Raw genomic sequence first — 14930 nt, 5'->3', positions numbered from 1 at the left:
ACTGGTGCTAATAGATGATAATGGTGTCCAGGTGAATTCACCGCTACACAACCCGCCGGTGTGAATGCCAGTCCGCGCCGGCAGGTAGCCGACGGATGAGCCGCAGGATCGCATTGGCGACGTCGGCGCGTGACCCGGGGGACACGATCTGATAGCGGCGGCCCCCGTTGTCGATGTTCTCCACGCAGACGCGGCCGGCCGGGGTATCGGAGATCAGTACCGAGGTGTCGCCGATGGCCATTCGGGCCAGTTCGTCAGGTCCGGCACCAGGCTGCAGCGCCACGATGTTGGCCTGCCCTGACACCTCTGGGTCGGAGGCCATCAGCAGCGTCTGCTGCTGGTCGATGTCGAGCCGCTGAGCTGCCAGGTAGTTGCGGAGGCCGTCCCGGTCCCGCACCTGTTCGAGCAGTTCCTTGGTGTCCAGGGTGACCGGCCGCAGCGGGGCGGCCTCGGTGACACCGCACAGCCGCTCGATCTGGCCGACGACCAAGTCCGCGGCGGCCGCCTGGTCGGTGGCGGTGCCGGCCGGATAGAGCCGGATCTCCTGGTCGTGCCGTTCCAGCACCACCCACCAGGAGGCGAACCGGTTGATCGACACTCGCGTCATGTGTTGCGGGTCGCCGTACGGCCGGCCGGGAAAGTTCAGTTGCAGCAGCAGCGCGACGTCGCGGCGCATGATCACGGTCAGCCATTCGCGGATCATCGGATCCGCCTCGCCCTGGCCGTCGAGTGCACCGATCTCGGTCAGTTCCTCGGCGATCGGGTGCTGCACGGCGCGGTCGGCGGTGTCCAGCCGGGGCAGCAGCGGCCGCAGACCCAGTTCGGGGCAGAGTGTTTCGATACCGGTCACCGCCTGCAGCACCCACAGCCCGTCGAGGGTTGTCGTCAACATGTCACCGCCGCCTCACCCGTGAGTCCTCAGTCTGAAACAAGCCCAGACGGGAAGCGGGGCATCTGCGCCTGTCGCGCGCAGACACCCCACTTCTCATCGCTGCTCGGTCAACGCCCCGCGATGGGCACCGTGGTCGTGGGCGCCCCCGGTGGTGGTCAGAAAAGGCTGCTGATCGTCTGGTCGGTCTGAATGGCCCCCTCCAGCACGGAGCCGATGGTCGAGCCGTGCTGGCCGATGGTCTCGATCAGGCCCTGCAGGCCGGAGAGCATCTGCGCCTGGGCTTCGAAGAAGCCGGTGGCACCGTGACCGGCGAAGTACTCGGTCAGCATCTGGGTGAGCTGGTGGGCGTCGGCGTGGATCTGGTCGAGCGTGCCGGCGCTGGTGATCACGCTGTGGGCTTGATCGGCCACAGGGCCGGGGTTGTAGGTAATGCCGTCAGCCATTGGGATCGGTGTCCTTTCGAGTACGGGGGTGGGAGGTTAGGCGGATTGTCCGCCGAAGAGCGAATGGAAGGCATGCTCGGAGTGGGACTCGTGGGACTCCATCAAGGCAGCGGCCTGGTTGAGGCCCTCGGTCAGGCGGGTGCCGCCGATGAGGACTTTCTGCATGTCTTCGTGAATCTGGCCGGCCGTGACGAACGACGCCTTGGACCCCGCGCCGTCCCAGGTGCCGGCACCCAAGATGTTCTCGTGGTCAGCGAGGTACTGGTTGGCGATCGCCTGGGCGTGTTCGATGTGCTGTGCCAGCTTCGATGCGGTGTTCCGCATCAACTCGGGCGTGACGACAATGGCTGCCATCGTTTCCTCCTCGGTTGTAGAGCAACCCCCCGGGTTCGGCGGGATGTACCTTGCGGTAGTGTAAAAGCTCTTTTTCGATGTGTCGATTCACCCTGCGCACAGCGAATGCCCAGCTCACAGCCGGTCATCAACCACTCGCACCGTGTTGGCCCGGTCGGAGGACCGTCCGCTTTGGCCTCGACCGGCCGCGCCGGCGGCGTGCCCGATCGGCATACCGCCCATCCCAGCGCCGCTGGTGGTCGTCACCCGCTGCTGCGACTCGACCGAGCCCAGCGCACCGCTGGGGCGAAGCCCGACGGGCCGGCCACCCCCTGATTCGAACGCGCTGACCGGCCGGGTGAACGCCGACACCGGCGCACCGGCGCCTCCGACGCCGCCACCGCCGACGCCCCCGCCCGGGGTTGCTGTCGCGTTGGCCAGCATCGCGGTGGCCGGAGCACCCCCGGCCCCCGCGGCATTGAGCGCGCCGCCGAACATGCTCGGATTCATGAACATGCCCATCATCGACTGCATCGGGCCCATCATCGACTGCGGCATCTGCATCAGTGATTGCGGCGCCTGCATCAGCGACGACCCGATCGACTGCACCGGGCCGAGCAGTGAACTCATCTCGCCGCCCATGCCCTGGGCTGCGGAGGCGCCCTGCCCGGCGGTGTTGCTCGCCGCGGAAGTCCCGGTGTAGGCGGCCCGCATCGCGCCGCCCGCCGCGGTCTGCGCGGCCGCGTCACCGACGGCGCTGGCCGCCGCCGCCGGAGCGGCAGGTGAGGCGCCCATTCCCGCCACCGGCGCGGGAACGGTCAGGCTGGAGGTGAGGGCGGTCAACGTCGCCCCGTAGGAGGCACCGACCGCGGCATTGTTGGGCCAGAACATGCCGAAGTACTCGTATTCGAGGGAGGTGATCCGCGGCCACAAGGCCCCCAGCACTATCGGGTTGATCCCGTAGTCGGTGGCGGTCTCGATCCGGTTCGCTTCGCACTCCTGGGTGGTGCGCATGCTCCCGTAGGCCAACTGGTAGGCCTCGACCGCCGCGGCGACGATCGGCGCCTTCATGTCCACCCAGCCGGCCAGGCCGTGCAGGGCGACGTTGAGCAGGGTTGCGTTGAGCGCCGAACTGGCCGATCCCGCGCCGATCCAGCCGACGGAGGTCAACGCGGTATTGACAGCCGAGGCGATTCCGGAGGCGTGGTGTGCCGCGCCCAGCGTCGTCCAGGCGGTGCCGTTGGCCAGCATGGTGGCCACGCCCATGCCGGACTTGATCAACGTGTCATTGACCTCCGGCGGGCGTGCGGCCCATCCCGGATCGGCCATCTGCTAGCCGCTGAGCGCGGCGGTGGCGGCCCGCAACGCCTCGGTGGCGCTGTAGACGCCGGCCGCGGTCGACTGCGCGCCGGAGTACAGCCCCCGCTGGGCCGAATGCTCGGCGACGATGCCGAGGTATTCGCTCCCGGAGGCCAGCAAGGCCGCCTGGAAGGCGATGGAGTCGGGGTCATTGCCCATCGGCAGCACACCGAGCAGGGCCGGGCTGGCCGAGGACGCGGCCGCCGCGGTCTCGGCGGTGATCGCGGCTTCAACGCCGGACGACGCCAGCACAGCTTCCGGTTCCACAGAGAACATGTTTTCCTCCCGATGCCTCATCGCAGGTATGCCGACGGTGGCAGGCCGGGGTAAATCCTAAACCGAAGGTGCGGCACGCGTCACTTCACCGACGGAATAAAAGGCTACTGCTGCTCGAAATTGTGGATCATCGACGACGGCACGCCGACCAGCACGCCCTCCACCCGGGAGTCGTCGAGAACCAGCAGACCGCGGCCGGCCGGCAGGGCCTGGGCGCGCACCGTCCGGCTGACCTTGTTCTGCGGATCGTTGTCCATGAACAGCGTCGGTGCCTTGGCGCTGCGCTGCGTCTTCACCCAGGGATCCATCTCCAGCTGGCCGAAGTTCGACGAGTTCCGGGTGGCGAACACGTGCAGGCCGATCTGGCGCCCGCGCTCCATCAGTTTCCACAGCGCGGCGCCCACCGGTGGCTTGGCCGGGTGGATCTGTGCCGGCCGCAGGTCCTGGACGTCGTCGACGAGGATGAAATGACGCGGGCCCTCCCAGGGCTTGAGCGCCCGCAACTCTTCCTGGCTGAGGCCCTTGGCGGGCAGTCGGGGCAGCAGCACCTGCTGTGCCAGCGTGGTCAGCACCTCGTCGATCTCGTCCTGGTCGTAGGCGTAGGCGTTGACGTAGCCGGGTCCCTGCAGGTCCCGCAGCGGCCCGGTCTTGGGGTCGATGATGGTGATCTGCGCCTGCTCGGGGCTGAATCGCGCCATCACGGCCTCGCCGATCGCGGCCAGGGTTGCGCTCTTTCCACACAACGCACGGCCCAGGATCATCATGCCGGGGTGCTCGCCCAACTCGAGCGGGACCGGCAGCAGGTCGTGCTGCTCGCCGATCATGAACGCTATCGACGGCGCGGTCTGGGCGGGCGGGCGCTGCGCCACGTCGTAGGCCAGCACCTCCGACAGTGCCACCGCCGGGGGCAGTCGCTTGAGGGTGGCGTGCTTGGTCACGCCGGCGACCTCGGCCACCCGGGTCCCCAGGTCGCGGGTGCCGATCCGGCTGCCGTCGCGCGCGGTCAGCTCCGGCATCCCGATGAGCATCTCGTGCAGGGATTCGGTGAGCCCGAAGCCGGGCCGGTTCACGGTTCGTTTGGCGGCGTCGCGCGCGTCGAGCGAGGCGGTGCCCATCTCGTTCTCGCCCGGGTTCTGCAGCCGCAGCTGGATGCGTACGTCGGAGTTCTGCAGCAATGTCTGGCGTTGGCCGTGAATCCAGCCCGACGCGCTGGTCATCAGGTGCACACCGTATTCCGGACCGACGCCGCTGAGCGCGATGATCCGGTCGCCGAGCACGGTGTCGGCGGCGTAGAGGTCGGAGAAGTCATCGATGACCAGGAACACGTCTCCGTATGGATCGCCGGGGTCGGTGCCGCCCAGGCCGTCGCTGCCGGCTCCGAAACGCCGCTCCCGGAACTCGTTGATGTCGATCTTGTCCCGCCGGAAGGTGTCCTGGCGGGCACTGATCAGCGCGGCCATGGTCGCGACGGTGCGTTCCACCCCCTCACGGTCGGCCGGCGAGACGATGTCGGCCACATGCGGCAGGGTCTCGGCGTAGCCGAGGGTGGCGCCGCCGACGCAGAAGAACGTCAGCCGGGCCGGGGTGTACATCAGCGCCGCCGAACACATCAGCGTCATCAGCGTCGTGGTCTTACCGCGGCTCTTGGCGCCGACCACCATCACGTTGCTGCGCAGCACATCGACGCAGTGCACGAGCTGCTGGGCGTCCTCGGGGATGTCCTTGACGGCCAGTGGCCACACCAGACCCGGATTGCGCCCGTAGTCGACGTCCCACGGCTTGCCCCGGTACAGCGCAACCAGCGAGTCGGCCGACTCCGAGACCTCCAGCGGGGGCAACCACGGCAGGTGGGGCGCCTTGCGATCCGCGGAGATCAGCGACTCGCGCAGCACGTCGACGATCTTCTTCTTCTTGAACCCGTCAGCGTGCAACAAGTACTCGTCGGGTTCGGCGTCGGTGGCCGACATGTCCTGCAACGCTTGGGCGTCCGCCTCGTCCAGTGGTTGGTACTGCCAGGTGTAGAGGCGGGGCTTCGTCAGTGTCATGTCGAGGGTCTTGGCCGTCGACGCCTTGCGTTTCGGCACGATGAACGGTGCCGACAGGTAGAAGCAACGGAAGGGGTCCAGATCCCGCGGGCCGACTTTGAGCAGCCCGAAGCCGTTCTCCTTGGACGGCAGGTGGTAGGCGGCGTCCGAGCCGATCACCTCACGGCTGTCGTCACCGGATTCGGCGCGCAGTGCGACCCGGAAGGCGATGTTGGACTTGACTTTCTGCAACGACGACAGGTCCAGGCGCTGACCGCCGAGCATGAAGAAGACGTTGGCGCCGCGGCCTTCTTGGCCGATGTGGATGATGAGGTCGATCCACTTGCCGTGGTTGGCGAAGAGCTCGAGGTATTCGTCGATCACCACCAGCAGGATCGGCACGGGTTCCAGGTCGCGTCCGGCCAGCCGGATCTCCTCGTAGTCGTTGGCGTCGCGCGCCCCGACGGAGTTGAACAGCCGGTAACGCCGGGCGATCTCGCCGTCGATCGCCCGGCGCATTCGCTCGGCGAGGTGCCGGTCGTCCTTACCGAGGTTGGACAGCGCCGCCGAGACGTGCGGGATGCCGAGGATGTCCTGGGCGGCGGACTCGAACTTCATGTCGACGAAGATCACGTTGAAGGTTTCCGGCGAGTGGGTCAGCGCGATCCCGTAGACCAGTGACAGGAAGAACTCCGACTTGCCCGAGCCGCTGGTTCCGATCACCACCGAGTGGAAGCCGAAGCCGCCGAAATCCTTGGCGCGCAGCACGATGTTCTGCAGTTCGCCGTTGGGCTTGGCTCCCACCGGGATCTCGGCCCACCGCTCGTCGCCGCGGCTGCGCCGTTCGGCCCAGAGCCGGTCCACGTTCAGCTCCCGGGCATCGTCGATTCCCAGCGCGCGCAGCAGTTCGAGGGCGCCACTGCCGGAGTCGGTGACGTCCACGCTGGCCGTCGGTGTCCAGCGCGCCATTGCCCGCGCGTAGCGGTAGGCGCGCGGCACCGACAGTTGATCGGCGTGCGCGAAGAACTTGCCGCCCGCCCGCAACATCGGTGGCAGGGCTGGATCAGCGCCCCGGCCGTTCCGGCGATGGGTCGACGCCGGCCCGTCGGTGCGGTTGTGCCGGGCGGGGTGGTCGACGACCTCGAAGATCTCGTCGCGCGCGAACCCGACGCCGGTGCCGAGCCGGGAGGCCACCCGCAACACGGTGATGCCCTCCTTCCCGACCCGTCCGACCACGCTCTCCCACGCCTCGGGACTGCCGGTGTTGTCGTCGACGATGACCCAGTGCGGGCCGAGATCGTGCCCGTCGCCGCCGGACTCCAGCGCCGAACCCATGGTCGTCGGACTCGGCGCCGACGGGGGCCGCCATGCGCCGCGCTTGCCCTTCATGTGCAGGTCGGCGCCGAGCGTCGACTCCAGTTCGGTGGGGCTGGTGAACACCAGCCGGCGCCACCCGCAGGCATCGAACAACTCGTCGTGCTGGTTGTGCGGCAACCAGACCATCCAGGACCACAGTTCGGGGTGCCGGGTCACCACCATCAGCTTGACGTCGAGCGGGTTGTGGAACACCGCCAGCGCGCTGAGCACCGATCGCAGCAGCGAGCGGACCTTGTCGAGGTCGTCGCCGACGAAGCTGAACCCCGGACGCGAGCGCAGGTTGACCACCTTGGCGATGTCGCGGATCTTGCGTTGTTCGAGGATGAAGTCGCGCAGCGCCTGGCCGGTGACCGGTTCGAGCTCCTCGTCGACCGGGATCTCGGGCCACTGCACCGACAACACCGAGTCGGGGGCGTGTTGCACACCGACGCCCACTCGGACGTCGAGGAAGTCCGCGTCGGAGCGCCGCCGCTCCCACATCTGCGGTCCGCCGATGACCGCGCCGAGCCCCTGCGGGTTGGAGTGCACCGTTTCCTGGGCGCTGCGCTGAGCACAGACCGCCTTCTGGATCTCATCGCGTTCGCCGTCGAGCGATCGCAGATAGCTGCGCCGGTTCTTCTCCTGCTCGCCCCAGCTGATCTTGCGTGCCCGCCCGAACCGACCGGAGAACATCAGCATTCCCAGGCCGGCCATGCCCATCATCGGGAACATGCCCGACCCCAGGCTGCGCACCCCGGAGACGTACAGCATCACGATCGTGCCGATCAGCGCGACCACCAGCGCGGGAAGCCCGATCATCACCCACAGGTTGCGTGGTTCCCGTTCGGGTAGCGCGTCGGGCGCGCGCGGGGCGACTCGCACCGGCTTGGGTTCGGGAACTTGCAGGCGCACCGGAACGAACGCGCGTTTCGACATCGTCTCAGTGCCCCCCCGGGATGGCCTGCTGATTATTGGGTGCCACCGGCATCACTTCGCCGGTCGACGGCAAGGTGTCGCGGGCCAGCAGAGCGGCATGCCGCGACAGTTCCGGGCCGGCCGCGAAGGTGCGCAGCAGCGGCCACGGTGCCTGCTGCGCCGAGGCCGGGTCCAGGCCGAGGCCGCGGAGCGTTTCGTCCTCGGCGGCGATCCCGAACCGAACGCCGTTGGGGGACACCCAGAACAGCGTCTCGCGCGAGTCGGACTCGAGCAGGGCGCTGGTCGACGTCACGAGATTCGTCGCGCCCGGCAGCACCAGCACCTGGTTGGCCACCACTGATCCGGGCGTGCGGTCGTCGCGCACCAGCCGGACGATCCGATTGTCCATGGCCGGCGATACCGGCAGGCCGCGGCCGTTGAACACGGTGATCCGCGCTTGGCGGTCGGTGGGGGCCTTCTCCCAGCTCACGCAGGTGGTCGGGTCGGCGGCGGTGTCGACGAACTTCAGCCGGCTGTTGGGGTAGTACTCGACCGGGAGGGTGCCCACTTCGGGGATGTTGACCAGTTTGTCGGGGCTGATCACCAGCGGCGCAACGGATCCGAACGAGTTGGCGCTGCGGATCAAGTCGGCGACGAAGCTGGTGATCTTCTGCACCCCGTCGGGCAGCAGCACGTAGAACTGCGAGCCGCCGCCGGCCGTCCGGGTCTCCAGTACCGTGCCCACCTGGGAGCCGGGAACCCACTGCGACGGTGTGCCCGCCAGCGGGATCGCCGGAACGCGCAGCGGTTCGGTGCTGGGCAGGGCGTCGAACAGCGCCCGTGACATCTCCACCGGGACCGTCGTGCCCGGATCGATCCCCAGGCTCAGGGTGATCGCGCGATCCGCCGGGTCCACTTGGGAACGCTTGCCGCCCCAGATGACATAGGTGGCGTCTTGGAACCGGGTCAGCACCGCGGCGTCCGAGGCCAGCGGCGCGGCGCGGCCCGCCGGGCTCAGCGTTCCCGCGATGGCGGTGACGACGGGCGGTTCAACTCGGCGCGGTGAGCCCGCGGTGTCGCAGACCGCCCAGGCCGACGGCGCGCCGGTGTTGGCGATCAGCGAGGCCGGTGCGCCGGGGATCCCGATCATCGGGCCGGTCGGGTATTTGGCGATCTCGGGGGGTTTGACCCAGGTGGGAAGCTCGGCGTTGCCGACCGCGAGACGTGCCGAGGTCATGTTGAGCGCCGGATACAGCCGGCCGTTGATGCGGGCGTAGATCGCGCCGGAGTCGCGGTCACCGACGATCGCCGATGTTCGCACGATTCCGGCGGGGCGCAGGACGTTCAGCAGCAGCATCCAGCCCATGCCGATGAAGATCAACACGACCGACAGCACGATCGCGGCGGTCTGTTTGCGGTCGTCGTGCTTCATTCGCACCGAGAACTTGGTGGTGGCCGCACGCAACCGGCGGTTGTAGAACAGGTGCCCGGAGTTCTGGTCCCGGTTCGACAGACTCAGCGGCATGAGCTGGCTGCTCCTTTGATCGACAACCGCACCCGACGACAATACTGGCGCCGGCCTGCGGGAACCAGTCACCAGCGGTGACGTGATGACGCCGGTGCGCGTAGCTTTTGGGCTATGCCGGAGGTGATGGGGGTATTCGCGAACGCGGCGCGGGCGCGGGAAGCGGAATTGACGCGGCGGTTGGCGACGTCGGTGGAACTCGACCGGTCTTTCCAGGAGATCCTGCGCGGCGTTCACCAGTTCAACGCGCAGTCGCGGCAGCGACTGGATGCGCTTGAAGCCGAGATCCGCCAGGCCGCCGCCGCTTGGCCGGCCCTGAACACCCCGGCCGGCGCGCGACAGTTCCAGGCGTACCTGACCGGCAAGACCCGCGAGATTCACAAGGTCGTCGCCGATGCCGCCGCCGACAGTCAGCAGCGGGCGGCGCAGGTGCAGGCACTGACCGGGCGGTATCCGCTTCGTGGGGACCGACCCATCCAATCAGTCGATTTCCCGCAACAGGGCCCGCCGCCCGTCGACCCGCTTGAACAGATCTTGAAGACATACCAGGTATCGGAGGATCCCGATGGCGAACTCGATTGGGAGCCGCCGTGGCCGCTCAGCTTGGCCACCGACCCAGTACACGTGACCGCGGGCGAGGCGCGCATGCTCGAAGACCTATCGCCGTTTGCGCTGCGGGATCTGAACCAAATCAAAGAAGCCGCCGCAACCGAAGCCAAGGTGCGTTTTCCGCCCCAGAATGGTCCCAACGACACAGCCGACAACCACACCGACGCCTTCCGGCACGCATACTGGAATGCCCTTATGACGCAACGATTCGGCGAGAACTGGACCCGCGACTTTGCGACCGCGCACGAACGGCTGCCCAACAACCACGCCACCGCCGAGGCGATGGATCTGTACAACAACGAACTTGGCCGAGAAATCGCAACAGCTAACCCACGCGCCACTCCGGCGCAGCTAGCGGACCTGGTGCAACAGGCCGTCGACAGTGGCGACACCGTCGTGGTCGCGCCCGGCGGCGAGAAGCTGGCCTGGAGCAACAGCATCGCCTGGGGTGAGGCAGGCACGACGACGAATGCGACGCTACCGGGTCAGACGCCAACGCCAACCGGTGCGGGGCCCGGTGGGGTCTACGACCCCGGTCAACCCGGCGGCTACGGAACGTCGGCAGGAGGGTACTGAACGTGGTGAGCAGAGCAGCGCCGATACGCAGTGCGCTTAGTGTCCTATTGCTGTGCATGTTGGTGACGAGCTGCGGGCTAATGAGGCAATCGATGGACATCGACTACAACGATCAACGACTCAACGAGGGCTTGGCCAACCTTCTGCATCAAGGCAAGTCGGGCAGACTGAGTGACTTCACCTCGTGGCCCTGGGATGAGGTGCATCTGTTTCATGAATACACCGAGCGGGAGTTCATCGAGAAAACCGTCGGCGCGCCGGTGATCCGGTCGAATTTCTTTGAATCCAAAGCCAGTCTGTTGGTCTTCGAGGACCACGGGAAGCCCGTCAAGGCCGTCGGTATTGCCGCCGACTACCTACGTGGGCAGGACCATCGCGTGAGTTGGCCCGCCGACGTGATGCTGCAACCGTGTTGTGGCGGGTATCTGCAGCTGACGTTGCCATCGGCGGGAGCGTAGCTCCCCGCAAGGGTTCCAGGCCACGAACTTGGTCACCGCACGTTCGTCGGTGCGGTGGTGCCGCGCCGGGTGGTCGACGACGTTGGCCAGCGGGAACCAGTCGGTGTGGAATACGTGATGACGCCGGTGCGCGTAGCTTTTGGGCTATGCCGGAGGTGCTGGGATTGTTCGCCGACGCGGCGCGGGCGCGGGAAGCGGAACTGACGCGGCGGTTGGCGACGTCGGTGGAACTCGACCGGTCTTTCGAGGGAATCCTGCGCGGCGCTCACCAGTTCAACGTGCAGTCGCGGCAGCGGCTGGATGCGCTTGAAGCCGAGATCCGCCAGGCCGCCGCCGCGTGGCCGGCCGTGGACACCCCGGCCGGTGCACGACAGTTCCAGGCGTACCTGACCGGTAAGACCCGCGAGATTCACCAGGTCGTCGCCGACGCCGCCGCGGACAGTCAGCAGCGGGCGGCGCCGGTGCGGGAATTGACCGGGCGTTACCCGCTCGGCGGTGGCAAGGGGTCTGGCGAACCGCTGTCCGGGGGCCGGGAACCGGCGAACAAGTACGAGCAGGCGTTGCGGGATGCCGACCTGCTCGACGGACCCAGCCCGGACGGCTATTACCGGCAGTGGTTGGAAAACGCCGAGCGCCGAGGCGTTCCGCCGGAAGTCATCGTCGATATCGCGCGACAACAGCACATCACGCCGGACAGTTTCAAGGTCCTCGACGGCATGGAGGAGATCACAGACCCCGATGGCAAGTCGTTCTTCCTGATACCCGAGGGCGCCAGTCCGAGAACGATGCGCGACGCGACGTTGATGACCTACATCCTCAACGCAGGCACGGACTACGGCGCCGCGCCCGGGACGAAGGACTTCAAGGAGACGCCGTATTCGGTCGCGGAGGTGAATCGAATCGCCGACCGGCAGGTGGACAACCTCTGGAGCTACGGCGCCGCGTGGGCATCCGAGGTCAGCGGCGGGAGCGTCGTCACGGCGCCCAACGGGATGTTGATGGGTCTCGGGGGCAAGGTTCAGGACACGTTGAGCTGCCAGGGTGGCACCACCTATGGCGACGTCTTCATGGTCAACATCGATCGATCCGCCGATCCGGCCGAGCAACTTCGCAAGATCGTCCACTCCGGTGTGGCCTGGGGTCCCGACAGCAACGGTGATCCCGTCCAGAACGCGCAACTAGATCTTGATCGGTTGCTTCACCACGAGGAGCGGCATTCTCAGCAATACGCCAAACTCGGGCCAGTTGGCATGGGCATCGCCTACGGTGAGGAAGCGATCCGGACGCGGATTTTCGGCGGAGACAACTGGTTTGAGAAGAACGCGGGCCTACACGACGGCGGATACGAATGATTCGCCGGCTTGGTGCGCTGGGCACGTTGGTGGTAGCCCTGTTGGCCGGATGCCCGGCCAAAGCCCCGTGGGCCCCGTCGCTGCCGCCGGCCTTCGGCGCCCGCGTAACCAACGGAAAGCTACAGATCTGGACAGGCTCACCCTGCGTCGGCGTCACTCGTATTGCGCTCTACTTCGGCCCCAGTACGGCCGAGTTGACATTGACCTCGCCGGAAGGCGTCGATATCGAGCTCCTCACGCTCGGCGGACCGTACCCGGTGGGCATGACCGAGTCCCAGCCCTTGCCCGCCGACTTTGAATGGCGCAACGAGAAGACCATGGGCTTCTCCACCTACGGCGGATCTAGCCGCTGGGGCACGAGCACGGATCTGACCGAAGTCATCGAGGGATCCGGGACCCACCCCGAGGACACCTTTTGGTTCCAGGATGTCGGCTGGCTCAATCCCGCGCAGGTGGCTGCGCAGGACGGCAGAACCTTCTTGGCGACGTGTACCGCCGATCCGGCCAAGAAGAGTTGAGGCTGTTGGTGATTGGGCGCTCCGGTTATGGCACGAATTGCGGGGTCCGCCAAACATACACTCCGGGCGGTGCTAAGCCGCTACTTCGACGAGTCGTCCTTGTCGACAATGCGTTTCAGCGGTGTCAGACCAGTTTGGCCGGCGTCCTTCGCGACGGACTTCGTCACGGGAATGTTCGGCGGTGCTGTGGTGCGGCCCTTGACGGGCTGTCCGTTGGGAACCCCCGGGGCGGCGATCCGCTTCTCGCCGGCCTTGTCGTCCTTGCCGCCCTTACCGCCGGCACCCGCGGCGCCGGGCATCATCGGCATCATCCCGCCGCCGCCCGCACCGCCGGTAGCGGGCGTACCGCCGGCGGGCCCGGCGGAGCCGGTGTTCGCCAGGGAGCTGGTGGGAGTGGTCGGCGTCGAGGTGCCCGGGACCGGGGGCGGCCCGAGGTTGCTGGCGGGGGTGGTGCCCATGCCCAGACCGCCGCCGCCAGCTCCACCAGAGCCGAGGTCACCGCCACCCAATCCGGGGTCCGGGCTGATGTCCGAGGCGAGGGTGGTGCCGCCGAGGCCCCCCTTTGCCAAGGATTGCGCTGCGCCCATCAGCGGTGACAACGCGCCTTGGCCGGCCTGCATCAGCCCCTGCGGCAATCTGCTCGCCGCGCCGAGCGCACCGCTGAGTGCGCCGGTGATGCCCTGCATCGCGCCGGTCATGCCCTGCATCGCTCCGCCCATCGCTTCCTGCGATCCCTGCTGCGCCATGGCGGCGTCGCCTTCGCCGGCGACGCCCTCGAACTTCGATACCGCGTCGGCTTCGTTGGTGGCGAATTTGCGCACGGCGTCGCTAGCACCAGCTTTGCGTTCGGTGGTGTCAGTGGCGATTTGAGTGTTGGTTTCGGGCAGGTCCGTATTAGTCGTGAAACCGAACGCGGCGGCGGTCAAGTCGACCGGGCTTTGTCCACCCAAGTGCGCCGGACCTGTCGGGATCGGTTCAGGGGGCAGGCCGCGCAGAATGTCCCAATAGTCCATGGGGTTGACTTCGATTTTGTCGCCCGTCATCGCAGTACACCTCCATGCCGCACCGCCACCGTTTCATGCCACGCCAGGTGATAGCGGGCCAGTTCCTCGCTCCCGTCGATGAGGGCGTCGACGGCGGCCAGCAGCATCCAGTCGGCGACATCTCTGGGGGCGTGCTCGGGATAGGCCGACAGTACCCGCGCAGCGGTGTCGGCGACTACCTGCCGGAACAGCTCGACCTCGTTGTCGGCAACGCCGGATCTACGGGCCATCGCTTGCGCGACGGTCTGCACGATGCGCGGCAGCCGGGTACTGGAGCCGGCGACATCGATCAAGGTCGGACCCAGTTCGTCGACATGCTGGCCGTAGCGGGCACGTTCGCCGGTCCCGGGAACCGGCGGATCGTGCGGATCGGCCTCGGAGATGTAGGTATTCGGCTCATGAGTTGCCGCTGCAATCACTGCACCGAGTAGATCGACAGCGCTCGTGCCACGGCGGCGGTGCGCTGGCTCAAGCAGAGTGACCCCGGGCGGAAGCGTGACGGTAGGGGGAATCCAGCCGCCGGCCAAATCGGTCACCACCACTGTCGTGGTCTCGTCATCACGTAATCCGGCCGCCCAAGCGAGGTTCGGTGCCTGGCGGGCGACGGCGTCAACCTTGCGCTGCAGATCCTGGTGTTCGGCCAAACGCTTGGCGGCGGTGCCGGCCCCGGCGCCGGCGGTACCCCCGGCAGCCATACCGCCGGCCATCGCCGCGCCCGACTGCCCGGCGGGACCGGGAGATGGTTTCCCCGGGGTCGAGCGATCGCTTGAGGAAGCCACCGTCGTTCCACTGGAAGCCGGGGTGGTGGGGCCACCCGGCGGCGGCGATGTCGGCACAGCCGGCGCACCAGCAGTCGCTGCGGGAACTCCCGGGGCTGCGCCGGCCGCCGGGCGTAGATCCGCTCCGTAGCCGGGCAACGGTCCCGAGGGTGCAGCAGGAGCTGCGCTAATCGGCGCCGATGGCGCCGCGGCCGGCCCGGTGGTCACGGATGGTGGCGCTGGAGTGGGCGTCGCGCCCGTGGTCGGGCTCGTTGGGGCCACTTCTTGGCTTGAGCCGGCCAAGTGACCCAGGTTGCCGAGTAAGCCGCCTGCCATTGGCGTCGACGATGGGGAGGGGGGAACTTGCGGAGCAGAGGACTGGGAGAGCCCAGAGCCCTCCATCCCGCTGTGTGGCAACGGTGGTTGCGGTCCGCCCAGCGCGCCCGGCCCAGACGGGCCGCCTGGCATGCCGGAGCCGAGAGGCTGGCTCAGG

At 67.6% G+C, this 14930-nt stretch carries 13 protein-coding genes; 4 read left to right on the top strand and 9 right to left on the bottom strand.

Annotation, left to right across the window (positions count from 1 at the left end):
• Nucleotides 1–43 precede the first annotated feature (43 nt).
• The 7 genes from G6N19_RS08825 to eccB form a co-directional block, all read right to left on the bottom strand.
• The gene (locus G6N19_RS08825) at nucleotides 44–892 is read right to left on the bottom strand and encodes an ESX secretion-associated protein EspG (RefSeq protein WP_013826996.1); all 849 of its coding nucleotides are present in this window, start codon (nucleotides 890–892) and stop codon (nucleotides 44–46) included.
• A gap of 155 nt (nucleotides 893–1047) precedes the next feature.
• Complete coding sequence (locus G6N19_RS08820; RefSeq protein ID WP_013826997.1) at nucleotides 1048–1335, bottom strand: WXG100 family type VII secretion target; 288 nt, start codon at nucleotides 1333–1335, stop codon at nucleotides 1048–1050.
• 36 nt (nucleotides 1336–1371) lie between these two features.
• Nucleotides 1372–1689 (bottom strand): WXG100 family type VII secretion target, encoded by a 318-nt coding sequence (locus G6N19_RS08815; RefSeq protein ID WP_013826998.1) that lies wholly within the window; start codon nucleotides 1687–1689, stop codon nucleotides 1372–1374.
• A 114-nt stretch (nucleotides 1690–1803) separates the two neighbouring features.
• Entirely contained in the window at nucleotides 1804–2997 is a 1194-nt protein-coding gene (locus G6N19_RS08810) for a PPE family protein (protein WP_193466155.1), read from the bottom strand.
• A gap of 3 nt (nucleotides 2998–3000) precedes the next feature.
• The gene (locus tag G6N19_RS08805; protein ID WP_041316640.1) at nucleotides 3001–3303 is read right to left on the bottom strand and encodes a PE domain-containing protein; all 303 of its coding nucleotides are present in this window, start codon (nucleotides 3301–3303) and stop codon (nucleotides 3001–3003) included.
• A gap of 104 nt (nucleotides 3304–3407) precedes the next feature.
• A complete protein-coding gene (gene eccCa, locus G6N19_RS08800; protein WP_193466154.1) occupies nucleotides 3408–7619 on the bottom strand; it encodes a type VII secretion protein EccCa in 4212 nt (1403 codons plus the stop codon).
• 4 nt (nucleotides 7620–7623) lie between these two features.
• A complete protein-coding gene (eccB, locus tag G6N19_RS08795) occupies nucleotides 7624–9123 on the bottom strand; it encodes a type VII secretion protein EccB (RefSeq protein WP_013827002.1) in 1500 nt (499 codons plus the stop codon).
• Nucleotides 9124–9237: 114 nt separating this feature from the next.
• On the opposite strand from eccB, the gene G6N19_RS08790 reads away from it, so the two are divergent.
• From G6N19_RS08790 to G6N19_RS08770, 4 genes are all read left to right on the top strand, one after another.
• The gene (locus G6N19_RS08790) at nucleotides 9238–10308 is read left to right on the top strand and encodes a DUF4226 domain-containing protein (RefSeq protein ID WP_232062592.1); all 1071 of its coding nucleotides are present in this window, start codon (nucleotides 9238–9240) and stop codon (nucleotides 10306–10308) included.
• Nucleotides 10309–10400: 92 nt separating this feature from the next.
• Nucleotides 10401–10766, top strand: coding sequence for a hypothetical protein (locus G6N19_RS08785; protein ID WP_013827004.1), 366 nt, complete (start codon nucleotides 10401–10403; stop codon nucleotides 10764–10766).
• A gap of 146 nt (nucleotides 10767–10912) precedes the next feature.
• The gene (locus G6N19_RS21240) at nucleotides 10913–12118 is read left to right on the top strand and encodes a DUF4226 domain-containing protein (protein WP_232062589.1); all 1206 of its coding nucleotides are present in this window, start codon (nucleotides 10913–10915) and stop codon (nucleotides 12116–12118) included.
• Nucleotides 12115–12636 carry a hypothetical protein gene (locus tag G6N19_RS08770; RefSeq protein WP_193466153.1) on the top strand — a complete coding sequence of 174 codons (522 nt, stop codon included), beginning with the start codon at nucleotides 12115–12117 and terminating at the stop codon, nucleotides 12634–12636. The genes G6N19_RS21240 and G6N19_RS08770 overlap by 4 nt, the downstream gene beginning before the upstream one ends.
• An 80-nt stretch (nucleotides 12637–12716) precedes the next feature.
• Here the strand turns inward: G6N19_RS08770 and G6N19_RS08765 are convergent, their stop codons facing one another.
• Both G6N19_RS08765 and G6N19_RS21235 read right to left on the bottom strand, forming a co-directional pair.
• The gene (locus tag G6N19_RS08765; protein WP_232062587.1) at nucleotides 12717–13679 is read right to left on the bottom strand and encodes a hypothetical protein; all 963 of its coding nucleotides are present in this window, start codon (nucleotides 13677–13679) and stop codon (nucleotides 12717–12719) included.
• The gene (locus G6N19_RS21235) at nucleotides 13676–14374 is read right to left on the bottom strand and encodes a DUF5631 domain-containing protein (RefSeq protein ID WP_232062585.1); all 699 of its coding nucleotides are present in this window, start codon (nucleotides 14372–14374) and stop codon (nucleotides 13676–13678) included. The genes G6N19_RS08765 and G6N19_RS21235 overlap by 4 nt, the downstream gene beginning before the upstream one ends.
• Between the last annotated feature and the right edge of the window lie 556 nt (nucleotides 14375–14930).

The sequence above is a fragment of the Mycobacterium novum genome, assembly GCF_010726505.1.
GTDB classification, from domain to species: domain Bacteria; phylum Actinomycetota; class Actinomycetes; order Mycobacteriales; family Mycobacteriaceae; genus Mycobacterium; species Mycobacterium algericum.
Note: the sequence above shows the minus strand (reverse complement) of the source record. Positions and strands in the feature narration are given on the sequence as shown.

Bases quoted from the DNA above. Each gene is read 5' to 3' on its own strand.
- G6N19_RS08790 (WP_232062592.1), top strand. From the start codon at position 9,238: ATGCCGGAGGTGATGGGGGTATTCGCGAACGCGGCGCGGGCGCGGGAA.
- G6N19_RS08820 (WP_013826997.1), bottom strand. From the start codon at position 1,335: ATGGCTGACGGCATTACCTACAACCCCGGCCCTGTGGCCGATCAAGCC.
- G6N19_RS08815 (WP_013826998.1), bottom strand. From the start codon at position 1,689: ATGGCAGCCATTGTCGTCACGCCCGAGTTGATGCGGAACACCGCATCG.
- G6N19_RS08785 (WP_013827004.1), top strand. From the start codon at position 10,401: ATGGACATCGACTACAACGATCAACGACTCAACGAGGGCTTGGCCAAC.
- G6N19_RS08805 (WP_041316640.1), bottom strand. From the start codon at position 3,303: ATGTTCTCTGTGGAACCGGAAGCTGTGCTGGCGTCGTCCGGCGTTGAA.
- eccCa (WP_193466154.1), bottom strand. From the start codon at position 7,619: ATGTCGAAACGCGCGTTCGTTCCGGTGCGCCTGCAAGTTCCCGAACCC.
- G6N19_RS21235 (WP_232062585.1), bottom strand. From the start codon at position 14,374: ATGGCTGCCGGGGGTACCGCCGGCGCCGGGGCCGGCACCGCCGCCAAG.
- G6N19_RS08765 (WP_232062587.1), bottom strand. From the start codon at position 13,679: ATGACGGGCGACAAAATCGAAGTCAACCCCATGGACTATTGGGACATT.
- G6N19_RS21240 (WP_232062589.1), top strand. From the start codon at position 10,913: ATGCCGGAGGTGCTGGGATTGTTCGCCGACGCGGCGCGGGCGCGGGAA.
- G6N19_RS08825 (WP_013826996.1), bottom strand. From the start codon at position 892: ATGTTGACGACAACCCTCGACGGGCTGTGGGTGCTGCAGGCGGTGACC.
- G6N19_RS08770 (WP_193466153.1), top strand. From the start codon at position 12,115: ATGATTCGCCGGCTTGGTGCGCTGGGCACGTTGGTGGTAGCCCTGTTG.
- eccB (WP_013827002.1), bottom strand. From the start codon at position 9,123: ATGCCGCTGAGTCTGTCGAACCGGGACCAGAACTCCGGGCACCTGTTC.
- G6N19_RS08810 (WP_193466155.1), bottom strand. From the start codon at position 2,997: ATGGCCGATCCGGGATGGGCCGCACGCCCGCCGGAGGTCAATGACACG.